This window comes from Diplocloster agilis, assembly GCF_019042275.1.
Lineage (GTDB): Bacteria > Bacillota > Clostridia > Lachnospirales > Lachnospiraceae > Diplocloster > Diplocloster agilis.
The window spans coordinates 1-19,432 of sequence record NZ_JAHQCW010000014.1 but is presented as its reverse complement, the minus strand read 5'-3'; the positions used below and the strand labels follow the sequence as shown (position 1 = coordinate 19,432).

The following is a 19,432-nucleotide window of genomic DNA, read 5'->3' as shown; positions in this document are numbered from 1 at the left end:
TCAGAGAGGAGCTATAAAATGGCAGATTGCAGACAGCCGGATTGCGTTACCGCGCGAGCTGCCGTTCCTGCTTCAAATAATCGGGAACGTTCGAGATATCAGATGCCGATGCAGCCGGTGTACCGCCCTGACTGCGGCATGGACAAAAATGACAAATATCCTGTGGGAATGGCCTACGTGCCCTGGACCAGATGGGAAGAAACCTATGATGTACACAAAGCGTTGATGACCGGGACCATATTCCCGTCGCTAGACAAACCTTGGTGTGGAATGAGAGGTGGCAGAGGATGAATCCAAACGAACAAAGCCGTGAGAAACTCTTACACTATATAGATATGGTAAGCTTTGCTGTGGACGATGTCCTACTCTATCTGGACACCCACCCCTGCGATCAGGATGCGCTGGCTTATTTTAATGATTACAGCAGGATGAGAAATGATGCGCTGGAAGAATACGCCCGCCTATACGGTCCGTTGACGGTGGATACCGCAACCGGATGCAGCAGGTCCTGGGAATGGATCAACCAGCCGTGGCCCTGGCAGGAAGGAGGATGCTACTAAATGTGGAGATATGAGAAGAGATTACAGCACCCTGTAAAAATCACCCAGACGAATCCTCAGATGGCGCAGGTGATTATCAGCCAGTTCGGCGGCCCGGACGGAGAGCTGGCCGCTTCCATGCGTTATCTGTCCCAGCGGTACACGATGCCCTATAAAGAGGTTGCCGGCGTGCTGACGGATATCGGAACGGAAGAGCTGGCCCATATGGAGATGATCAGCGCGATCGTCTACCAATTGACCAGAAATCTTTCCATAGAAGAAATCAAGGCTTCCGGTTTTGATAAATATTATGTGGATCACACGTTAGGCCTGTGGCCCCAGGCGGCGGGCGGCGTACCCTTCAGTGCGGAAGTGTTCCAGTCCAAAGGGGACCCGGTTACCGATTTGTTCGAAGACATGGCGGCGGAGCAGAAAGCCCGCACCACCTATGATAATATTCTTCGTCTGATCAAAGACCCGGAAATCGTAGAACCCATCCGTTTCCTTAGGGAACGGGAAATTGTACACTTCCAGAGATTCGGCGAATCCCTGAGAATCGTGCAGGAGCATTTAGATTCCAAGAATTTCTATGCGATTAACCCGGCATTTGACAATATGAATTGCTGTAAATAATAATATAAGTAAATAGGCAGCGGCGCTGGAAAAATATCCGGCGCTGCTGTTTTTTATTCCATACGAGGAAAGTGCGCCTATGGAATAAAAAAGCCCTCCGGGGGACCGCCCTGCGGCGGAAAGGTAGATGCCGATTACGCGGCCCGACGCAGGCGGAGAGTTTCGCAAGCGAAACTCTTTTCTAATATAATACGAAACAAATCCAAACTTTATGATCCGGCTGTAAAAATAATCCACAAAAAGTGAAAAAATAATCTAAATATTTCGGTCAATGTAATTGCTATAATGGAGGAAATATAAGGAGGAGGGCATTTTATGTTGAAAAAATGTAAAAAATTGCTATCAATTCTACTGGCCGTTTGTATATCCTGCAGTGGCATGTCTATATCGGCGGCAGCAGAAGAGACACCGGATGATCCGGGAGGAGTGGTCCCGGCCAGTCTGAGTGACGGACCGTTAGTTGATCTGGATATGGATTCCATGAATGACGGGGCTATTATCAACAAGGCGGATAATCAGGCGTATCCGGTATTGGGTAATCCGACCGCACTGGAGGAAGGGAAAGAGGGGCACGGACAGGCCCTGCGATTTGACGGAAGTACGAATTATATTAACCTGGGACAGGATTACCAGTTTACCACCGGAGAGCTTACTATCGCGGCATGGGTAAAATTGGACGCTTCTCCTAACGGCCTGAACCGTATTACAGGGCGTGGCAGAACCGCTGTCTCCGGAGAGAAGGAGCTGGGACTTTATGTCAGGGGCAACGGCAAGATGGAAGCCTTGTGTCCCGACTATACGGAAACCGCAGAGGGAGCCGTTTCCTTTGATACCTGGCAGCATCTGGCCGTGACCAACGACGGTACGACACAGACTCTGTTCATAAACGGCGAAATTGCCGGCACATCAGAAGTGCCTGGCCCTACAGAAGAATGGAACTTGGATCTGCTGGTCGGAACCTGTTGGGATGAGACAGGAGTCTCGGGATTTCAGCCACATATGTTCAAGGGACTGTTGGATGATGTGAAATTATATAACCGGTCCCTTTCCGAAGATGAGATCAAAGGACTGGCCGATGTTCCGGCCGGCACAAGCGTAGACCTCTTGATTGACATGGATATGGAGTCTTTGGACGAAAACGCAGTGACCAACAATGCAGACGGTAAGACATATGAGGTATTGGGAAATACGCCTGCGCTGGAGGCTTCTATAGAAGGACATGGACAGGCGCTAAAATTTGACGGAACTACAAACTATATCAATCTGGGCCAGGACTATCAGTTTACCACCGGCCAGCTGACGATCTCCGCATGGGTGAATGTGGATGAAAACCCGAATGGACTCAGCCGTATCACAGGGCGGGCGCGTACCGCAGTACCGGATGAAAAGGAGCTGGGACTGCGCATCAGAAACAATGGGAAGCTGGAAGCAGAATGTCCCGGCTACACCGAAACAGGCGTGGGGACAGTCCGGCTTGGTTCCTGGCAGCACGTGGCGGTGACCAACGATGGCACGGCACAGACACTGTATATCAACGGAGAAGCTGCGGCAGTCACGCAGACTCCCGGACCCACGGATAATTGGGATTTGGGCCTGCTTATCGGCACCTGCTGGAATAGTGAAGGAAATGGACCGTTTCAGCAACATATGTTTAAAGGGCTGATGGATGACCTGAAGCTTTACAATCGCGCCCTTACCGGCGATGAGATCAAAGATCTGGCCGGTGTGGCCGGGGGAGGGGAAGGCGACGGCGGAGACGACCCATTGCCGGATCCTCTGTACAAGTTTACCATGGATGAAATCAAAGACGGAACCGGCAGTAACAGCGGGAAAAAAGTCATTATTAATGACATGGATAAAGCGGAATATCCCATCTATGGGGCCTGCCAGGTAGATGATTTCGGTATTTTTAATAAATCCATCCGTTTCGACGGACAGACCGCCTATGCGGATGTGGGCAATCCGCCGGTCACCACAGAGTACACATTTTCCGCCTGGGCTTTTCTGGAAAAGGGGGCGGCGAATAATCTGAATAAGATATTCGGCCGGGACCGGACAACGGTTGGAGAGCATTCGTTCTACATCGCGGTAAGAGGAGACAGCGGCAGAGAGGGAACCATAGACTGCTCGCTGGATGGGGCCGGCGTAGGCGCTCCGGCAGGCACATTTACTTTTGGTGACTGGACAAACATCACCGTTACCGGAAATAGCCAGAAGACCTGTCTCTACATAAACGGTCAGTTAATCAGCACCGGGGGCGGAACCACAACCGACCTGAGTACGAATCCGGTGAATCTGCTGATCGGATGCGGTTATAATGCCGACGGTACCGGAATATTCAACGGGCATGCTTTTAAGGGAAGAATGGACGATGTCAGGATTTATGACAAGGCATTGACCGCGAAGCAGGTGGAAGAGTCCACCGTAGGTATTAAAGATAAACTTCCGCCGGAAGTAAATATCGTCAACCCGAAGGAAGGTTCACTGTTAAGCCCCGAAGGAAGGGTACAGATCTCTTATAATATGGGTCTGACTATGGGAAGTGAACCGATACAAATTGTAGATGGAGAGGGAAATCCCGTAGGGACAGAAGTGGCGTTGGAGGAACAGGATGACACCGTTGCTGGAACGGAAACACTGGTGATAAAATCCACAGAAAAACTGGTTCCCGGCGGCTCCTACACCTATAAGATCCCGGCCGGCGCTGTAGTCAATGAAAAGGGAATTGGCAACCTGGCAGCGGAATATACCTTTTCGGTAGCGCAGGATCTAGAAGGCACAGCTCCGGAAAGCGGCATGGATTACTGGGCGGCAAACAAAGTCAATACCCCGTCCGATATACAGGAACAGGACGGAAAAGTCACAATATCCAACGGACTTGTAAAACGTGTATTTGACATTAACCAGAACTTCCTGACCATCGATTATCAGAATCTTTATACCGGTATCAGTTTGCTGGACAAAGGGAATCTGCAGGCAGATATCCGAATGGCTCTGAATGATCAGTACGTGGATAAGGATACTGACTCCGATACGCTGTTCGATGTGGGCGGCACGGATGAAACCATCCCTACCTTCCGGTACGAGAGCTATCAGATCGAAGACAGCACCAAGGAACCGTTCCATTGGGAATATGACGAAAGAATTTCGCCGCCGTCTATGAAAAATACACCGTGGCCGGCCAAGGGTAAGGCTCTCATTGTGAATTTCAAGGCTCCGGAAAGTGCGGATGCGAAGTTTGCAGGCGTCAAGGTACAGGTTCGCTACGAGATCTATGACGGACTTCCGGCCATGAGCAAGGTAGTCAATGTGACCAACACCGGAGAAAACGACGTGGTGGTTCACCGCATGTCCACAGAGGTACTGCCCGCGCCCAGAAGCCTGCAGGACGCTCTCTATATGGATTCTAACATGAATATGGGCAATGATAACCATGACAGAAACAACGGACAATACATATTTAAGCAGTGGGAAGATGTAGACGAAGCCAATGGATTGATTATCAGCAGCTACGCGGTGGATGCCGAGAACAATGGTGCCAAGATGGGCAAATACGACTTTGAAAATTTCGGACCAAACTACCGTTTGAAAAGCGGGGAGACATTCGAATCCCATCAGTTATATGAACTGTTCCGCAGCAGCAGCTATTTCGAATGGCAGACCCTGGAGGTCAAAAAGATGTATCGCGTCCTGTTTCCGCAGACACTGGATGCACCGTTAATCTATCATCTGATCAGTTCCAATCCGGATACGGTGAAATGGGGCATTGACCAGGCGGCTAAGGCAGGATTTAATATGGTTCTGATGTCCTTTGGATCAGGAGCCAATGTGGAAGATATATCACAGGGAAATATTGATAAATTCAAATCCCTGACAGAATACGCCCACTCAAAGGACATTCTGCTGGGAGCCTATGTCATGCAGGCGGCCAGAGGGGATCAAAGCGAATCCAACGAGGACGGTACCTGGGGTGTTATGCGGTGTATGAATGGGCCGGAAGCACATACTACACTGGAAAACACACTGAAATTTATTGATGCTACGGATTTTGACTGCCTGGAGGTAGACGGACCGTTCCCCGGCGCGATCTGTACCCATTCGGATCATTCCGGCCATGAGGGCGCGGAAGATTCCGTAGTCAAACAGTGGGAATATGCGATCCGCGACTTCTATCGGGAGCTGCGGGCACGCAACGTATACATCAATTCCCCCGACTGGAACTTCCTGGCGGGCGCCAATATGGCGGTTATGGGATATGCGGAGCCCGGATTTAACGTGCCTCATGCGGCGCAGCTGATTTACGGCAGACAGATGTCCTATTATGGAACCTTTGAAAAGACACCGGCCATGGGCTGGACCTTAGTGCCGCTGTCTCCATATGGCGGCGGAGGGGACTCCTCCTTCTGGCCTTATAACGAACGGATCGAATCCTATGATTTTATGGTCGGCATGAACATGATGAGCGGCGTTATCGGTTCTTACCGCGGAGGAAACGGCCTGTATCAGGAAGAACAAGGGAAATTCAGCCCGTCTGAGAATGTGATTGAAACCTGGGGGAGATTCTACAACAAGTACCGCGATATTCTGGGGGCCGATATTATCCATATTGCGCCGCCTGAACCGGTTGATATCGAGAGCATGAACACCACGGCGATCGACGGCTTCATCCATGCGTCGCCGGAGTATGAGCAGAAGGGACTGGCAGCCTTCTTTAACCAGACCGGCGAGACCGTTACACAGAAGGTCAAGATTCCGCTGTACTTTACCGGTCTTACCGACCGTAAAACCGCTCCGGCCCCGATGGAAGGGTCCCACTACCGGCTGACACCTCCTACGCGGACATCCGGACCAATCGGACATATGGGAGCCAATTATCAGGATAAGACCCCTCCGGTACCGGAGATTCCTGAGGTGGTTGCGGTTCCGACCGATAAAAAAGCCTATGTGTGTATAGGAGATATGAACGGGAAAGAGTATACGATCGACTCTAACGGCGACATCGAGATAGAGCTGACTATGGAACCCGGCACCTACACATGGCTTACGGTCTATGATCCTGAGAATATACCGGCAGACGTGACGGATGGCTCCATCTTAGCGCCGGAGAATCTGGCGATCAGCGCCATCTCCTCCGGTGAGGTAACGCTGACCTGGGATCCCGTACGGATGGATGGCATGAATGTAAAAGAATATCATATCTACCGGGACGGCGAATATATTGGTAAGACTTTTACAAATCAGTATACGGACAAAACACTGGAATCTGAAAAAGACTATAATTTTGAAGTGGCGGCGGTTCACAATACGGTAGGCGGGGAGAAAGCTTCCGTGAAGGTTAGTACCGTTCCCGACACTCAAGGACCGGACATTGAAAGCTCCGTACCGATATCCGGCACGCAGGTGCGGGTGGTATTTAACGAATCCGTAACCAGGGAAACAGCGAATGACGTCAGCAACTATGAAGTTACCAGTGGTTCCGGCCGGGCAAAAGCCTCTGTGAATACGGTGACCAAAGCGGAGCTGGCAAATGATAACAGAACGGTAACGCTTACACTTGCAAATCCGTTGGAACCGTTTGTAGAGACAATCATTACGGTCAAAAATATAAAAGACCTGACAGGCAATACGATGTTGCCGGTACAGACAAAGGTAACCTATGGACCTTTAAGAGAATTTAAGTTCGAGGAAGAGAGCGGGAAGACTGCTGTGGATTCCACCTATGGATTCGATGGAGCCATTGCCGGGGATACGGTTGAACGCAAGCCCGGCGTATCCGGAAAAGGCCTTTACTTCGATGGTAAGAATAACTATGTGGATGTGGGCGAGATCGTGAAAAACCTGAACGAATATTCCATCAGCGGATGGTTTAAACCGGAGGATACGAACCGGATCCAGTCACTGGTTTCTCAGATGCGGGATACCTATGACGGCTGGCGCTATAACCTTACCGTTGAAAAAGGTGAGCTCAGGTTTGTCGCCAACAATGGGGACGGTTCTTATCCGGGACATGACTCCGAGACAGAGATCGCCGTTGAACTAACAAGCGGAAACAAAAAAGTGACGGCGAATCAGTGGAATCACTTTGCAGTCGTCAGAGAGGGTGACAAATTTATTCTGTACTTAAACGGCGAAGTGGCCGCATTCGATACCAAAGCGGGTATCGACCAGAGTCAGAGCCCTTATATGATGTGGATCGGCGGCTGCAGAAATAACGCCGGCGGAGAGTCCATGAACAATTATAAGGGTATGATGGATGAGATCCTGTTCTACAGCACAGCCGTGTCCGGTCAGCAGGTGAAGGAACTCTATGAGAAAAATAAACCGGCCGGATTCGACAAATCTCCGCTGACCGATCTGATCGCTCAGGCGCAAGCCATCCAAAAAGGGAATTATACGGATGAAACATACAACGCGCTGCAGGAGGCCATCAAGCATGCGCAAGACGCGGTGGAGGGCATTGCCACAGCCGATGAGCTGAATGCGGAAATGGGCAGGCTGCAGGCTGCGATCGACGCGCTGACGGACAAGGCGGAGCCTGCGGTTGTAGACAAATCCAAGCTCCGGAAGCTTTATGATGAAAATAAAGACAAAACACAGGGTTCTTATACCGGTGAGAGCTGGAATCTGTTCCGGGATAAGTTAGATAAGGCACTCTTGGTGTTGAATGATAAGAATGCGACCCAGAACAAAGTGAACGATGCGTACAAAGAGCTGTCGGAAGCCATCGACAGGCTTGAGAACGCACAGACCGTAGTGGACAAAACACAGTTAAAAGCCCTTTATGACCAGCATAAGGATAAAAAACAGGGAAATTATACGGATGAGAGCTGGAAAGCGTTTGTAACCGCCCGCGATGCGGCGCTGGCTGTCCTGAATAAGACGGCGGCTGCGCAGCAGGAGGTGGACGCTGCGAAGACAGCGCTTGAAACAGCCGTTCGGGGACTCAAAGATAAGACGTCCAAACCCTCCGATGATTCCAACGGCTCGGGCGGCGGTCATAGTTCCGATGACTCTGCCAACACTGCAAAGGGGGCCTCTACGGGAGACAGTTCGAATATCTTTGTATGGCTTCTGTTTGCGCTGCTGGCCGGTGGGACGGTTGCGGCCCAGATTCTGTACCGCAGGAGAAAAAACTTCGGAAAGCGCTCACTTTAAATATCTGGGAAAATGACGGCATTTGAAATGCTCAACCGTTGCCGGAAAATGGAAAGCGTATTTGACGGCGGCTCCTAAATACTGTATAGGTTGTATGAGTGGACGGCGCAGCTTCGGCTGCGCCGCTTCCGCGTCTCTGACGTTCCGCTGCATCTGCTTGGGAAAATGTAAAAAAAGTACACAAAGTATGTAGAATCTATCCATGGTGTTTTTGTGCTATTTCGGTATAATTATAGATAAAGAAAGCTAGTTTTCTATAAGAAATGTCTAAAAATACAGGAGGTAATTGAATGAAAAAAAGATTTGTAAAAATAATATCGGCTGCACTGTCCGCCGCCATGATTATGGGGACCGCCGGCTGCGGCGGCAATGGAGGCCAAGAGGCTGAGACACCGGCAGCGGCTCCGGCAGAGACATCCGCGCCCGAAGCCACTGCAAAACCTGCCGACGGACAGGAGGAAGCAAAAGGAGCCGCCGCGGGCAGTACCATTACCATGATGGCGTCTCAAAACTGGATCAAGGACATTGACCGTGAGCTGATTGAAAAGTTCAAGGAGGAAACCGGCATCCAAGTAAAACTTCTGGTAACTCCCGATAACGGATACAGTACCCTGTTAGGCACATCCCTGGCGGATGGCAGCGATGTGGTGGATATCTTTATGTACGACGCGGGGAAACCCATGGTATCTTTGGGCGTTCCCGACATGGCGCTGGATCTTTCCAATGAGCCCTGGGCGGCCAACATGGAAGACTGGGCTGTGACAGCGAATACTTATGAAGACAAACTGTACGGGTTCAGCACCTGGGGCGTGGATTACGAAGGCGTACTCTACAATAAGACGTTTTTTGATGAAAATAATCTGAAACCGGCGGAAACCTGGGAGGAATTCGTAGCGCTGTGTGATTCGATCAAAGAATTGGGCAAGACCCCTCTTTACGAACCCATCAACGGCGTATGGCATACCCAGTCCTGGTTCTATTCCATGACCAATGTGCTTAACCACGAAGCTACGCCAGGTGCGGCCGAATGGCTGAACGAGTCCAAGGACAATAAGATCGCTTCCCTGAAAACAGCGAAGGAAGGCTTAACACAGATCGCGGAGCTTTTAAACGCCAAGGATGCGAACGGAAAGCCGAAATATTATACCAACGACGGACAGTCGGAAGACTGGTTCGGAAGCTACACCTCGCTGCAGAACCGTGACACGGTTATGATGGTGACCTATACCGCGTATCCCGCGGAACTGGCTGCCAATGGCTGTAAAGACGATTGGGGCATGTTCCCTCTGCCGGTTGCAGGAACCGATTCGGTGAACGCCAACGGCGGCGGTATTTCCAAATACGTCAACAAATACAGCCAGAACATAGATGCGTGCAAAGCTTATCTGGAATTCCTGGCAAAGCCTGAGAATCTGGATACCTACTACGCTGCCCGTACCGATCTCGTAACCGCTGCCTTCAAGGGCGTAAACACAGTAAAACCCACCAATGCGACAACCGAAGCGTTGGAGAGAAGCAAGGAAGAACCCGCGGTCAGATTGATGAACGATATGCTGTACTGGGATCCCGATCTGTACAAATATTTCCAGGGCTTCGCGGCCGGCACAATGACACCGGACCAATTCCTGGAGAATATGGATACATACCGCGCTACGATGTTTGACGCGGCCACAACAAACTAAAAAAGGACAGTGTTGGGGCGGCAAGCGTAAAAACCTGCCGCCCCTGCTGATTATGGAGTGATTACTTTGATAAACAAAAAAATATATCACTGGGGCTTCAGCCTTCCGGCAATCGTCCTGTATTCCCTGCTGTTCATTCTTCCGGTTACGCTGAACTTTTATTATTCCCTGACAGACTGGAACGCGATTAAGATCACAGGGGAAGTGGCGCATTTTATTGGGTTTGATAATTTCAAAAAAATATTTTCCAATCCTGAGCTGACCTCCGTGATCACCCGGACCGTAGAGTTCGGACTGGTCACCACGGTGCTGAAAAACGTGATCGGTTTTACATTGGCCCTGTTGTTTAACGAAGGGCTGAAGAGCCGGCATGCGTTGAGAGCGGTATATTTTATGCCCAGCATGTTATCGCCGCTGATCATCGGACTGATCTTCGGTTCCCTGTTAATGACCAGCGGGTTTTTCAACCAGCTTCTGGGTGCGGTAGGGCTTGAGAACCTGGTCAAGCCATGGCTGACGACCTCCGGTTCCGCGTTCGGTTCCGTCATGTTCGTGGAAGTGTGGCGGCAGACCGGTTTTAACATGGTCATCTATCTGGCGGGACTTCAGTTGATCGACCAGTCTTTCTACGAGGCGGCTTCCATCGACGGTGCCACTGCTTTTCAGAAACTTCGCTATATTACCCTTCCGCGTATGCTCCCGTCCATTTCCATTAATCTGCTGCTGAATCTCTCCCAGGGACTCAAAGCCTTCGACATCGTCTATGTACTGACCGGAGGCGGCCCTAACGGCTCCACGGAATTGATCAACACGATGGTGTTCAAAGAGTTCGGCAAGAGAATGTACGGGATGTCATCGGCCTACGGGGTGGTGATGTTTATCATTACGGCGGTATTCGGCCTGATCGCGCTGAAACTGACCAACAAAGATTTTGATTCCTGAAGGAGGGAAAACGAATGGTGACAAATAAACGCACGGTCTGGAATATCTGCAAGGAAATATTCGCTTGGGTTTTATCCCTCCTGATACTGGTCCCGATGGTAGTAATCCTGTTTAACGCCCTGAAAACAAGCGGTGAGGCGATCAATATGAGTATAGCGCCGCCGTCGAAACTCCACTGGGAGAATTTCGGCGAGGTGTGGCGGGTGGGAAATATCCTGCGCTCCTATATCAACAGCCTGATTGTGAGTGTCTTCCCGGTGCTGATCAGTGTTCTTTGCGCGTCCATGTGCGCCTATGTGCTGGCCCGCAGGAAAACAAAGGGAAACCTGGCGATCTATACCTATTTCGCGCTGGGGCTGATGTTTCCGATCAGCATGGTGACGGTGGTAAAGGTAACAAAGCTGTTAAGCATCTATAACACACAGCTGGGCGTGGTTCTCGTATATACGGCCCTCATATTGCCGCTAAGCGTTTTTCTGTTTTACGGATTTTTAAATTCTATCCCGAAAGAGTTGGATGAGGCCGCTATCGTGGACGGCGCAGGCGCGCTGAGGATCTTTTTTCAAGTGATCTTCCCGATGTTAAAGCCGGTGACGGTTACGGTAATCATGATCAATTTTCTGAACTGTTGGAATGAATTTACGATCCCGTTATATATGCTGCCGGATCCGGACAAGGCGGTGGTGGTGCAGCAGGTCTATAATTTCTACGGAACGTTTACGGCCAGCTGGAATCTGGTCAGTGTGACGATTCTGTATGCCATTGTTCCGGTACTGTTGGTCTACATATGCGGTCAGAAATATATTATATCCGGGATGGTCGCGGGAGCCGTTAAGGGCTAAGTGCGTCCGGAAACCGGCAAAGAAACGATAAGACAACCGCTGGTAAAAGATCGCAAAATAATGTAATATGTAGTAAAACTGTCAGGTTTACCAGGAGATATTGTTATGAATAGCTCTTCTATTTCTTCAAGATTATTCCGATCCTTTGCGGTTATGATCAGCCTTTTTTTCTCGCTGGTCATCATCAGCATGATGATTTATATAGGAAAAGACATCAATGATAAAGTGGAACTGTCGCAAAGGACCGCTTACGACACGGTTGTAAAGGAAGTCGGCAGCTTTTTTGAGCAGATGCGCAGTTTCTCCAACAATCTGTGCAATTCGGAAGAATTTAAAAAGATAGTAACAGAAGAGCTGCCCCGCGCTTATGATGCGGGGGAACAGGTGAATGATTATTTTACCAGGCTCTATTTTCTGGGCTATAAAATGATCGTGTATGATTACCGGGTGGCGATTCAGTTAAAAGAAGATAAATATATCTGGATGGGCAGCGATTATTTTATCAGCGAGCAGGACCGCGGCGGCTACGAATTCACACCGGTCGGTCTGGGAAACCTTATTATCTGTAAAATGGATGAAAATGATGTCTTAAAAGAGAGCAATACACAGAATCCCTACTATAAAAACGACCTGGTACCCGTGATCTCCCTGCAAAGGGATATGAACAGTAACGTGCTCAGTTACGCTCCGGACGCGATCCTGGACATCGAGGTGCCCTACAGCCGTTTTAAGGATATGATGGATGGCATAGTGCTCAGCGAGGATCTGAACATCACGGTTTACACAGCAGACGGAAGCGTTTTATACGGGGAAGATCAAAGCGATATCAAAGTCAGGCGGGAAAACGGGCTGGTGGTAAAAGAAAAATATCAGAAGAACGGAATTGTGGTACAGATCCAGCCTGTATTGAATTCCAGTGTATATATTGTGGGAAGCATCAGCATAGCGAAAGCTTACCGGCCCGTCATAAGCTATCTGATCATCCTATTTATCGGATTTTTGCTGCTGCTGTTCGGTTCTTTGATGATTACATACCGGATTTCCGTGCGCATTACCGATCCGGTGAAAATTATGAGCGAGAAAATCGAAAAAGTGGATTTCGACGGGGATCAATGGATTACCTATGAGCCGGTGAAGACAGATATAAAAGAGCTGAACATATTGTCCGATACGATTGTCCTGATGCAGAAGAAATTGAGAACCTCGATGGACGAGACGATCAGTCTGCGGTCCTATGAGCTGCAGTCTACCATGCTGGCGCTGCAGGCGCAGATGCAGCCTCATTTTCTGTATAATACCCTGATGACCATATCGGCTATGGCGGAGGAAAAGCAGGACGATGAGGTGGCGACGGTATGCGCTCATTTGATGCATATGCTGCGCTATATTTCCAGCGAAGACGCGCATGGTGTGACGCTTTCAAAAGAGCTCAGGCATGTCCGGGATTACGTGGACATTATGAAAGAACGGTTCCCCGAGACGGTCGTGCATTATGATATCCCATTATCCATGATGCAGATCATCGTTCCCAAACTGGTGGTGCAGCCTCTGGTGGAAAACAGCCTGAAATACAGCGACCGGCTGGACTGCACGATACAGATCTCAGGTGAGATCGAGAACAGCCGGTTCCGGATTACCATTGAGGATAACGGAATCGGGTTTTCGGAGGAAAGGATCCGGGAAATAATGGAGCATTGCCGGGAGCTGGTGGAGCATCATGAATTTTCCACGATGCAGATTGACGGCATGGGCCTTGCGAATATATATGCCAGGCTCCATATGTTTTATGGGGAGGATATGCTGTTTTGGATCGGGAACCGGGCCGACGGGAAGGAAGGCGGCCGGATTGAGATCGGCGGCCGGATAAGCGGCGTGTCCGGCAATAGATAGGGGAAGATAAGCACGGCAATAAACAGGAAAGGCTAGATAGCAAGACGGGAAGACAAAGGGAGATGTGGGCATGGCAAAACTAAGGATTATCGTTGCCGAGGACGAGCAGAGAATCCTATCCAGTATCGTATCTAAAATTGAGAGAACGGTAGAAGACTGTGAAGTCATCGCGACAGCCAACGACGGAGAACAAGCGCTGGAACTGGTGGAAAAGTACCGCCCCCATGTGATATTCAGTGACATTAAGATGCCGAAAATGGACGGGATCGCGTTGGCGCGGGAACTGCGGAAAAGGGCCCCCGACATTCATGTGGTGCTGCTGAGCGGATACAGTGATTTTTCTTTTGCGAAGCAGGCCATGCGCTATGGCGTTTCCTATTACCTGGTAAAGCCTCTGGACGAGGAAGACCTTTTGGAGGTAGTGGAGGAGATCAGGACAAAATTAGAGGAATCCAGAAGAAGATCCTTACCACAGCTTCGGATGTCGGGACATAATTCCATGCAGACGAAAGCGCAGGAACCGGCGGACGGCCAAAACGGGTATTATGTTCTGGGAATCTGCTTTTATAATCTGTATTGTTCCGGAGCCAGCGAATCGCTGGGCGAGTTTTACGCGGCGTCTCTGGACTGCGACGGGGGAATCAAGTGGGAAGAGATCCTTGAGAACCTTCCGTCAGAATCGCCGGAGTGGATGGTGGCAGACGGGAATCCCTGCAATTTTAAAAACATTGTCCTGACGGTTCCCTATGGCCGGACATTGGATCTGGAGGAGACGGCTTCCGTTCTGCGCTCGAGAATCCATAGCCGGTATCCCGGAATGAAATTTAATCTTTGCTATCGAAAAAAACAGGTAAAACGGGAAGATATCTGGAATTATACCCATCGGATCAGAAATCTTCTGGAAACCTGGGTAGTGCCTGCAACGGAACAGGTCTTTGTTCTGGAAAATATGGAGTCCGTGCCGGCGGAGATGGAATTATATGACGCTGCGAGCCTCCGGCTTCAGAATAATATCAAAGTTCTGTTTAAGATGGACCGTTATAACATCCTGCTGGAAGAACTGATGAATATTATGACCTATGTATTGGAATGCGGCTGTACGCAAAAGCAGCTGCTAAAGATTGTACATGATATTTATAAAATGCTGGAGAGCAGTCTGATGGTCGAGGACCAGGCCGCCGCGGCAAAAGCGAAGGAAAAGTTTTATACGATATTAAGCGTCGCCAAAGAGACACGGGAGATACAGGACGCGTTTTCAGAGAGCATCCGGTTTTACATTCAGGACAGACTGGATAGGAACACATCCCAGAACGCCAGGGAAGAGGTCCTTGAATATGTGGATAAGAATTTTATGGTCATTAACAGTGTGGAGGAGGTGGCGGAGAAATTCAGCTATAACTATACCTATGTCTCCAGGCTTTTCCGGGAAATGAAAGGCGTTTCGATGATAAAATATTTAACGGAGAAACGGATCGGCGCCGCGCAGAAGATCATGGAGGAAAAGCCGGGCCTCAGCGTCAATCACGTCTGTAATATGGTCGGATATACGGACCAGCATTATTTCAGCAGAGTATTCAAAGCATCAACCGGTATGAGCCCGAAGGAGTATCGTAAAAAAGTGATCGAGGGAAATAAAACAATGGAATAATGATATATATGTGTTAAGGGTGAAGGTGTCCCAAAAACACAGACTGTTCTTATAATTTCGGTTATCCAGCTTCCGTCCCTGCTGTGAAACCGGATCAGGCCATAAGATCAGACTGTGTTTTTGGGACATCTTTATGATTGGGGAAATTAGAAGCAGAAGAAAGGAGCCGGTAGCAAAACACAATTTTTATCATATGATAATAAGAAGTGAGTGTAGGAAAAGGGTGCATATATGCCGGGAGAATTTTGGTACGTATTGGGAGGGCTTGCGGTTCTGGCGGCTCTGTGTATGATCTGTGTGATCCGCAGGCGGAAACTTCTCAAAAGGATCAAAGAGAGGGGATCCGACGAGAAACTAAGAGAGATAGACAGGGAGCTTTTGGGCGCTGGATTCGCCTACGATTATAATCAGGATATTTTCTACGGGCGGATGGATGCGTGGCAGCGGGAAGCGGGATACTGTAAGATTTACGACGAAGCCGCATACATGGCGGGGATGGAATATGACTGTGAGCCCATAACGTTTACATATGGGGAGAAACGGTGGCTGATCGAGTTCTGGAAGGGGCAGTACGGCATGTGCACCGGAGCGGAGGTGGGAATCTTCTGCACACAGGAGGAAGACATCTTTGTGCCGGGAGAATTCCAGGGAACTTTTTATAAAAGCGTATCCGATGAGGACCGGCTGTATATCGCTTATTATCTGAAACGAAGGGGAGAGGTGCTCTGCTACCAAAAAGGGCTTCACTGGCGGCTGTCCGCATTTAAGCTGGGCATGTTCTCGGAACCCTCGGAGCTGACTATGGATATCAAGATCACATTTCCCGATGCCGGGATGTGCGAGGCGTTTCAGGAAGCTCTTTTTGAAGCCGGATATACCCAGTCGGAGATCGTGGCCGGATACCGGACCATGTTCGTCAAATTCCGCCAGCCCCATACCCGCCAGCCTGTGACCAGGACGGTGGAGGGAGCACGCGTCACCCAGCGCCATAACCGGCTGTATGTCAGGGCGTACCGGTATCTAACCAGAAACTATAGCTGGACGCCTGACAAATTGTGCTATCTCAAAGCGTTCCTGCCGAATGTATTCCGAACGGTGATCCGTCTGGGACAGGGCAGAGAGCGGTACCGGGAATACGCGAACATCCGGTTTTACCAGAACGGGGAATAGGCGGGAGGCGAATAAAATGTCAACGGCGGCGAAACTGACAAAACTGTGGAAAGATTCCCCGGTGCTGCCTTTCGATGACCATTCAAAAATCGTGCTGATGAGTGACTGTCACCGGGGGATGGGGAACTGGGGAGATAATTTCCTGAAAAATCAGAATCTTTATTTTGCGGCCCTGCGCTACTATTATGAGCAGGGATATCTTTATATTGAGCTGGGAGACGGCGATGAGTTGTGGGAATGCCGTGATTTGACACAGATCATCGATATTCACAGCAACGTGTTCTGGCTCTTGTCCAAATTTTACTATGAGCACCGCTTCTTTATGCTGTACGGGAACCATGACCGGGTCAAACAGTCTCCGCGGTATGTGGGCCGGACCTGTTCCCAATACCGTTGCACAGACCGGCAGTGTCTGGCGCCGTTATTTCCCGGTATCCAGGTACTGGAGGGGCTGGTACTTCAATATGAGCCCACTAAGGATAAAATTCTGCTGGCCCACGGCCATCAGGGAGACTGGCTGAATGACACCCTGTGGAAGACAGCCAGATTTTTAGTCCGCTACGTCTGGAAACCGGTGGAAACGGCGGGAGTCAACGATCCCACCAGCGCGGCCAAAAACTACAGGAAAAAGAATAAGACCGAGCGCAGGCTCCAACACTGGGTGGAGAAAAGCGGGAACATGCTGGTGGCCGGCCACACCCACCGCCCGGTGCTGCCAAAATTCGGAGAACCCCTGTACTTTAACGACGGCAGCTGCGTGCATCCCCGATGCATCACGGCGCTGGAGCTTTCCGGAGGCAAAATTTCTCTGGTAAAGTGGTCCTTAAACACCAGACAGGACCGGACCCTATATGTGGGGAGAGAAGTCCTGGACGGCCCCAACGAATTAATCAAATATTTTGTGCAGAATGTACAATTTTCCAGTAAAGACGACAATACAGTTGCGTAAACTGCTATTTCCATGTAAACTGATAAAAGAACAAACTCGAATATTGCGGATAAGCCCGCAGGCGGCTATGCCTTCGGGTTTATCTGTAATCAAGGAGAAAAAATACATGAGATAGGGGATAGTGTTATGTCAGCTACATTCTGGGCTTTGCTCCCGCCAATTATTGCCATCGTTCTGGCTTTAATCACAAAAGAGGTTTACATGTCTTTGATGCTGGGTATTTTATCCGGCGCTCTGCTCTTCGCCGGAGGCAATCCGGTGAAAGCGGTGGAAACCACGTTTGTCATCATGTCCGATAAGATCGGAGGAAATGCCTACATACTGATCTTCCTGGTTCTGCTGGGAATCCTGGTAGCTCTGATTACCAAATCAGGGGCGTCCAGATCCTACGGAAACTGGGCGATCAAATCAATCAAAACCAAGAAAGGCGCGCTTCTTGCCACCACAGTTCTTGGAGCGCTGATCTTCGTAGACGATTATTTTAACTGCCTGACCGTGGGAACGGTTATGCGTCCGGTGACCGACAAATATAAAATCACCCGGGCCAAGCTTGCCTATATCATCGATGCGACGGCGGCGCCGATCTGTATCATCGCGCCGATCTCCAGCTGGGCGGCGGCCGTGGGCTCTTCCCTCCCCGAGGGCAGCAACATCGACGGTTTTTCTTTGTTTATCAAGACAATTCCGTTTAACCTGTATGCGCTTTTAACGATCGCATTCATGCTTTTTATTATCTTTACCAAAATGGATTTCGGCAAGATGGCTTCCTATGAAAAAGCGTTAAATGGCAGGCTGGATGCCGAAGAAGGAGCACAGGAAGATCTGGAGATCGTAGGCAAAGGAAAGGTCCTTGACCTGATCCTGCCCATCGCGGTCCTGATCGTGGCCTGCATCACAGCGATGATCTATACGGGCGGTTTCTTTGAAGGCGCCGGCATCATCGATGCATTTGCCAACTGTTCCTCCGCCCAGAGCCTTGTCATCGGTTCCTTCTTTGCATTGATCTTTACCTTTATTTTATATCTGCCCCGGAAAATCATCACCTTCCGGGAATTCTGCGACAGTTTTGTACAGGGCTTCAAAGCCATGACGCCGGCGGTTATGATCCTGTGTCTGGCATGGTCCTTATCCGGTGTGTGCAGCGAAGACTATCTGAACATCGGCGGTTATGTCAGCAGTGTGGTAGGCGGCAGCGCAATGATCGGAATGATTCTTCCGGCAGCGTTCTTCCTGATCGCATTGGGACTTGCCTTCGCAACCGGAACTTCCTGGGGAACCTTCGGTATCCTGATCCCCATCGCGGTGGCGATCTTCGGCAGTGAAAGTTCCATGCTGGTTGTCAGCGTAGCGGCGGTACTATCCGGAGCAGTATGCGGAGACCATATCTCCCCGATCTCCGATACGACAATCCTGGCGTCCGCAGGCGCCCAGTGTAAGCACATCGACCACGTATCCACGCAGATTCCGTACGCGCTCACAGTAGCGGCCTGCTGCCTTCTTGGCTTCCTGATCGCCGGCTTTACCCAGAACGGCTGGCTCGGATTGCTGAGCGCAATGGTAGCTCTGTTCGCCGTAATGATTATCCTATATACCAAGGCCAAGAAAAAGGCTGAGGCTTAAGTTGTAGTGAGGGGCCGGGAGGAGAGGAAAGCGGCAGGGCCTTGGGAGAATCGGCTGCAAATCTCGTGGGGCCAAACCGCATCGGCCGGATCTTAGAACGGATAACTCCGAAGAGGACGAAACCTCGCAGGACCCGGGTGGTTCTTCCTGGGGGTTGGGGATGCCAGCTGCTCAGGGCTTGGAACCGCGGGCGGTATCCGGGGACGCTCCGGGCGGCCGGGTTCTTTTGTATCTCCCTGGGAGTGCGGAGGGCTAGCGCTGGAATCCGCTAAGTGAAATCGAAAAGCCGGGTTCAGGAACCGAGCCTATTCACCAGGAACACGTGATGTGTTCCCGGTTCAGAGGCTCTTGCCCGTCGGACG

Annotated in this window: 12 protein-coding genes; all 12 read left to right on the top strand. The window is 50.2% G+C overall.

Annotated features, from left to right (window positions below):
* Positions 1-18: 18 nt before the first annotated feature.
* Complete coding sequence (locus KTH89_RS09955; protein ID WP_238721491.1) at positions 19-291, top strand: spore coat associated protein CotJA; 273 nt, start codon at positions 19-21, stop codon at positions 289-291.
* Complete coding sequence (locus KTH89_RS09950) at positions 288-560, top strand: spore coat protein CotJB (RefSeq protein ID WP_158344132.1); 273 nt, start codon at positions 288-290, stop codon at positions 558-560. The genes KTH89_RS09955 and KTH89_RS09950 overlap by 4 nt, the downstream gene beginning before the upstream one ends.
* Positions 561-1,172, top strand: a complete 612-nt coding sequence (locus KTH89_RS09945; RefSeq protein WP_158344133.1) for a manganese catalase family protein — start codon at positions 561-563, stop codon at positions 1,170-1,172.
* A gap of 315 nt (positions 1,173-1,487) precedes the next feature.
* Positions 1,488-8,327, top strand: a complete 6,840-nt coding sequence (locus KTH89_RS09940) for a LamG-like jellyroll fold domain-containing protein (protein ID WP_238721489.1) — start codon at positions 1,488-1,490, stop codon at positions 8,325-8,327.
* A 290-nt stretch (positions 8,328-8,617) separates the two neighbouring features.
* Entirely contained in the window at positions 8,618-10,009 is a 1,392-nt protein-coding gene (locus tag KTH89_RS09935; RefSeq protein ID WP_158344135.1) for an ABC transporter substrate-binding protein, read from the top strand.
* A 66-nt stretch (positions 10,010-10,075) separates the two neighbouring features.
* A complete protein-coding gene (locus KTH89_RS09930) occupies positions 10,076-10,951 on the top strand; it encodes a carbohydrate ABC transporter permease (RefSeq protein ID WP_158344136.1) in 876 nt (291 codons plus the stop codon).
* 14 nt (positions 10,952-10,965) lie between these two features.
* A complete protein-coding gene (locus KTH89_RS09925; protein WP_158344137.1) occupies positions 10,966-11,793 on the top strand; it encodes a carbohydrate ABC transporter permease in 828 nt (275 codons plus the stop codon).
* A 105-nt stretch (positions 11,794-11,898) separates the two neighbouring features.
* On the top strand, positions 11,899-13,683 hold the full coding sequence (locus tag KTH89_RS09920; protein ID WP_158344138.1) for a sensor histidine kinase: 1,785 nt from the start codon (positions 11,899-11,901) through the stop codon (positions 13,681-13,683).
* A gap of 70 nt (positions 13,684-13,753) precedes the next feature.
* Positions 13,754-15,331 (top strand): response regulator transcription factor, encoded by a 1,578-nt coding sequence (locus tag KTH89_RS09915; protein WP_238721487.1) that lies wholly within the window; start codon positions 13,754-13,756, stop codon positions 15,329-15,331.
* 231 nt (positions 15,332-15,562) lie between these two features.
* Entirely contained in the window at positions 15,563-16,501 is a 939-nt protein-coding gene (locus KTH89_RS09910; protein WP_158344140.1) for a DUF4474 domain-containing protein, read from the top strand.
* Between the two features lie 16 nt (positions 16,502-16,517).
* Positions 16,518-17,450 (top strand): metallophosphoesterase, encoded by a 933-nt coding sequence (locus KTH89_RS09905; RefSeq protein ID WP_158344141.1) that lies wholly within the window; start codon positions 16,518-16,520, stop codon positions 17,448-17,450.
* A gap of 126 nt (positions 17,451-17,576) precedes the next feature.
* Positions 17,577-19,070, top strand: a complete 1,494-nt coding sequence (locus KTH89_RS09900; protein WP_158344142.1) for a Na+/H+ antiporter NhaC family protein — start codon at positions 17,577-17,579, stop codon at positions 19,068-19,070.
* Positions 19,071-19,432 lie beyond the last annotated feature (362 nt).

Excerpts from the sequence above, each read along its gene's own strand:
- KTH89_RS09955 (WP_238721491.1), top strand. The coding sequence starts at position 19 with ATGGCAGATTGCAGACAGCCGGATTGCGTTACCGCGCGAGCTGCCGTT.
- KTH89_RS09950 (WP_158344132.1), top strand. The coding sequence starts at position 288 with ATGAATCCAAACGAACAAAGCCGTGAGAAACTCTTACACTATATAGAT.
- KTH89_RS09945 (WP_158344133.1), top strand. The coding sequence starts at position 561 with ATGTGGAGATATGAGAAGAGATTACAGCACCCTGTAAAAATCACCCAG.
- KTH89_RS09940 (WP_238721489.1), top strand. The coding sequence starts at position 1,488 with ATGTTGAAAAAATGTAAAAAATTGCTATCAATTCTACTGGCCGTTTGT.
- KTH89_RS09935 (WP_158344135.1), top strand. The coding sequence starts at position 8,618 with ATGAAAAAAAGATTTGTAAAAATAATATCGGCTGCACTGTCCGCCGCC.
- KTH89_RS09925 (WP_158344137.1), top strand. The coding sequence starts at position 10,966 with ATGGTGACAAATAAACGCACGGTCTGGAATATCTGCAAGGAAATATTC.
- KTH89_RS09920 (WP_158344138.1), top strand. The coding sequence starts at position 11,899 with ATGAATAGCTCTTCTATTTCTTCAAGATTATTCCGATCCTTTGCGGTT.
- KTH89_RS09915 (WP_238721487.1), top strand. The coding sequence starts at position 13,754 with ATGGCAAAACTAAGGATTATCGTTGCCGAGGACGAGCAGAGAATCCTA.
- KTH89_RS09910 (WP_158344140.1), top strand. The coding sequence starts at position 15,563 with ATGCCGGGAGAATTTTGGTACGTATTGGGAGGGCTTGCGGTTCTGGCG.
- KTH89_RS09905 (WP_158344141.1), top strand. The coding sequence starts at position 16,518 with ATGTCAACGGCGGCGAAACTGACAAAACTGTGGAAAGATTCCCCGGTG.
- KTH89_RS09900 (WP_158344142.1), top strand. The coding sequence starts at position 17,577 with ATGTCAGCTACATTCTGGGCTTTGCTCCCGCCAATTATTGCCATCGTT.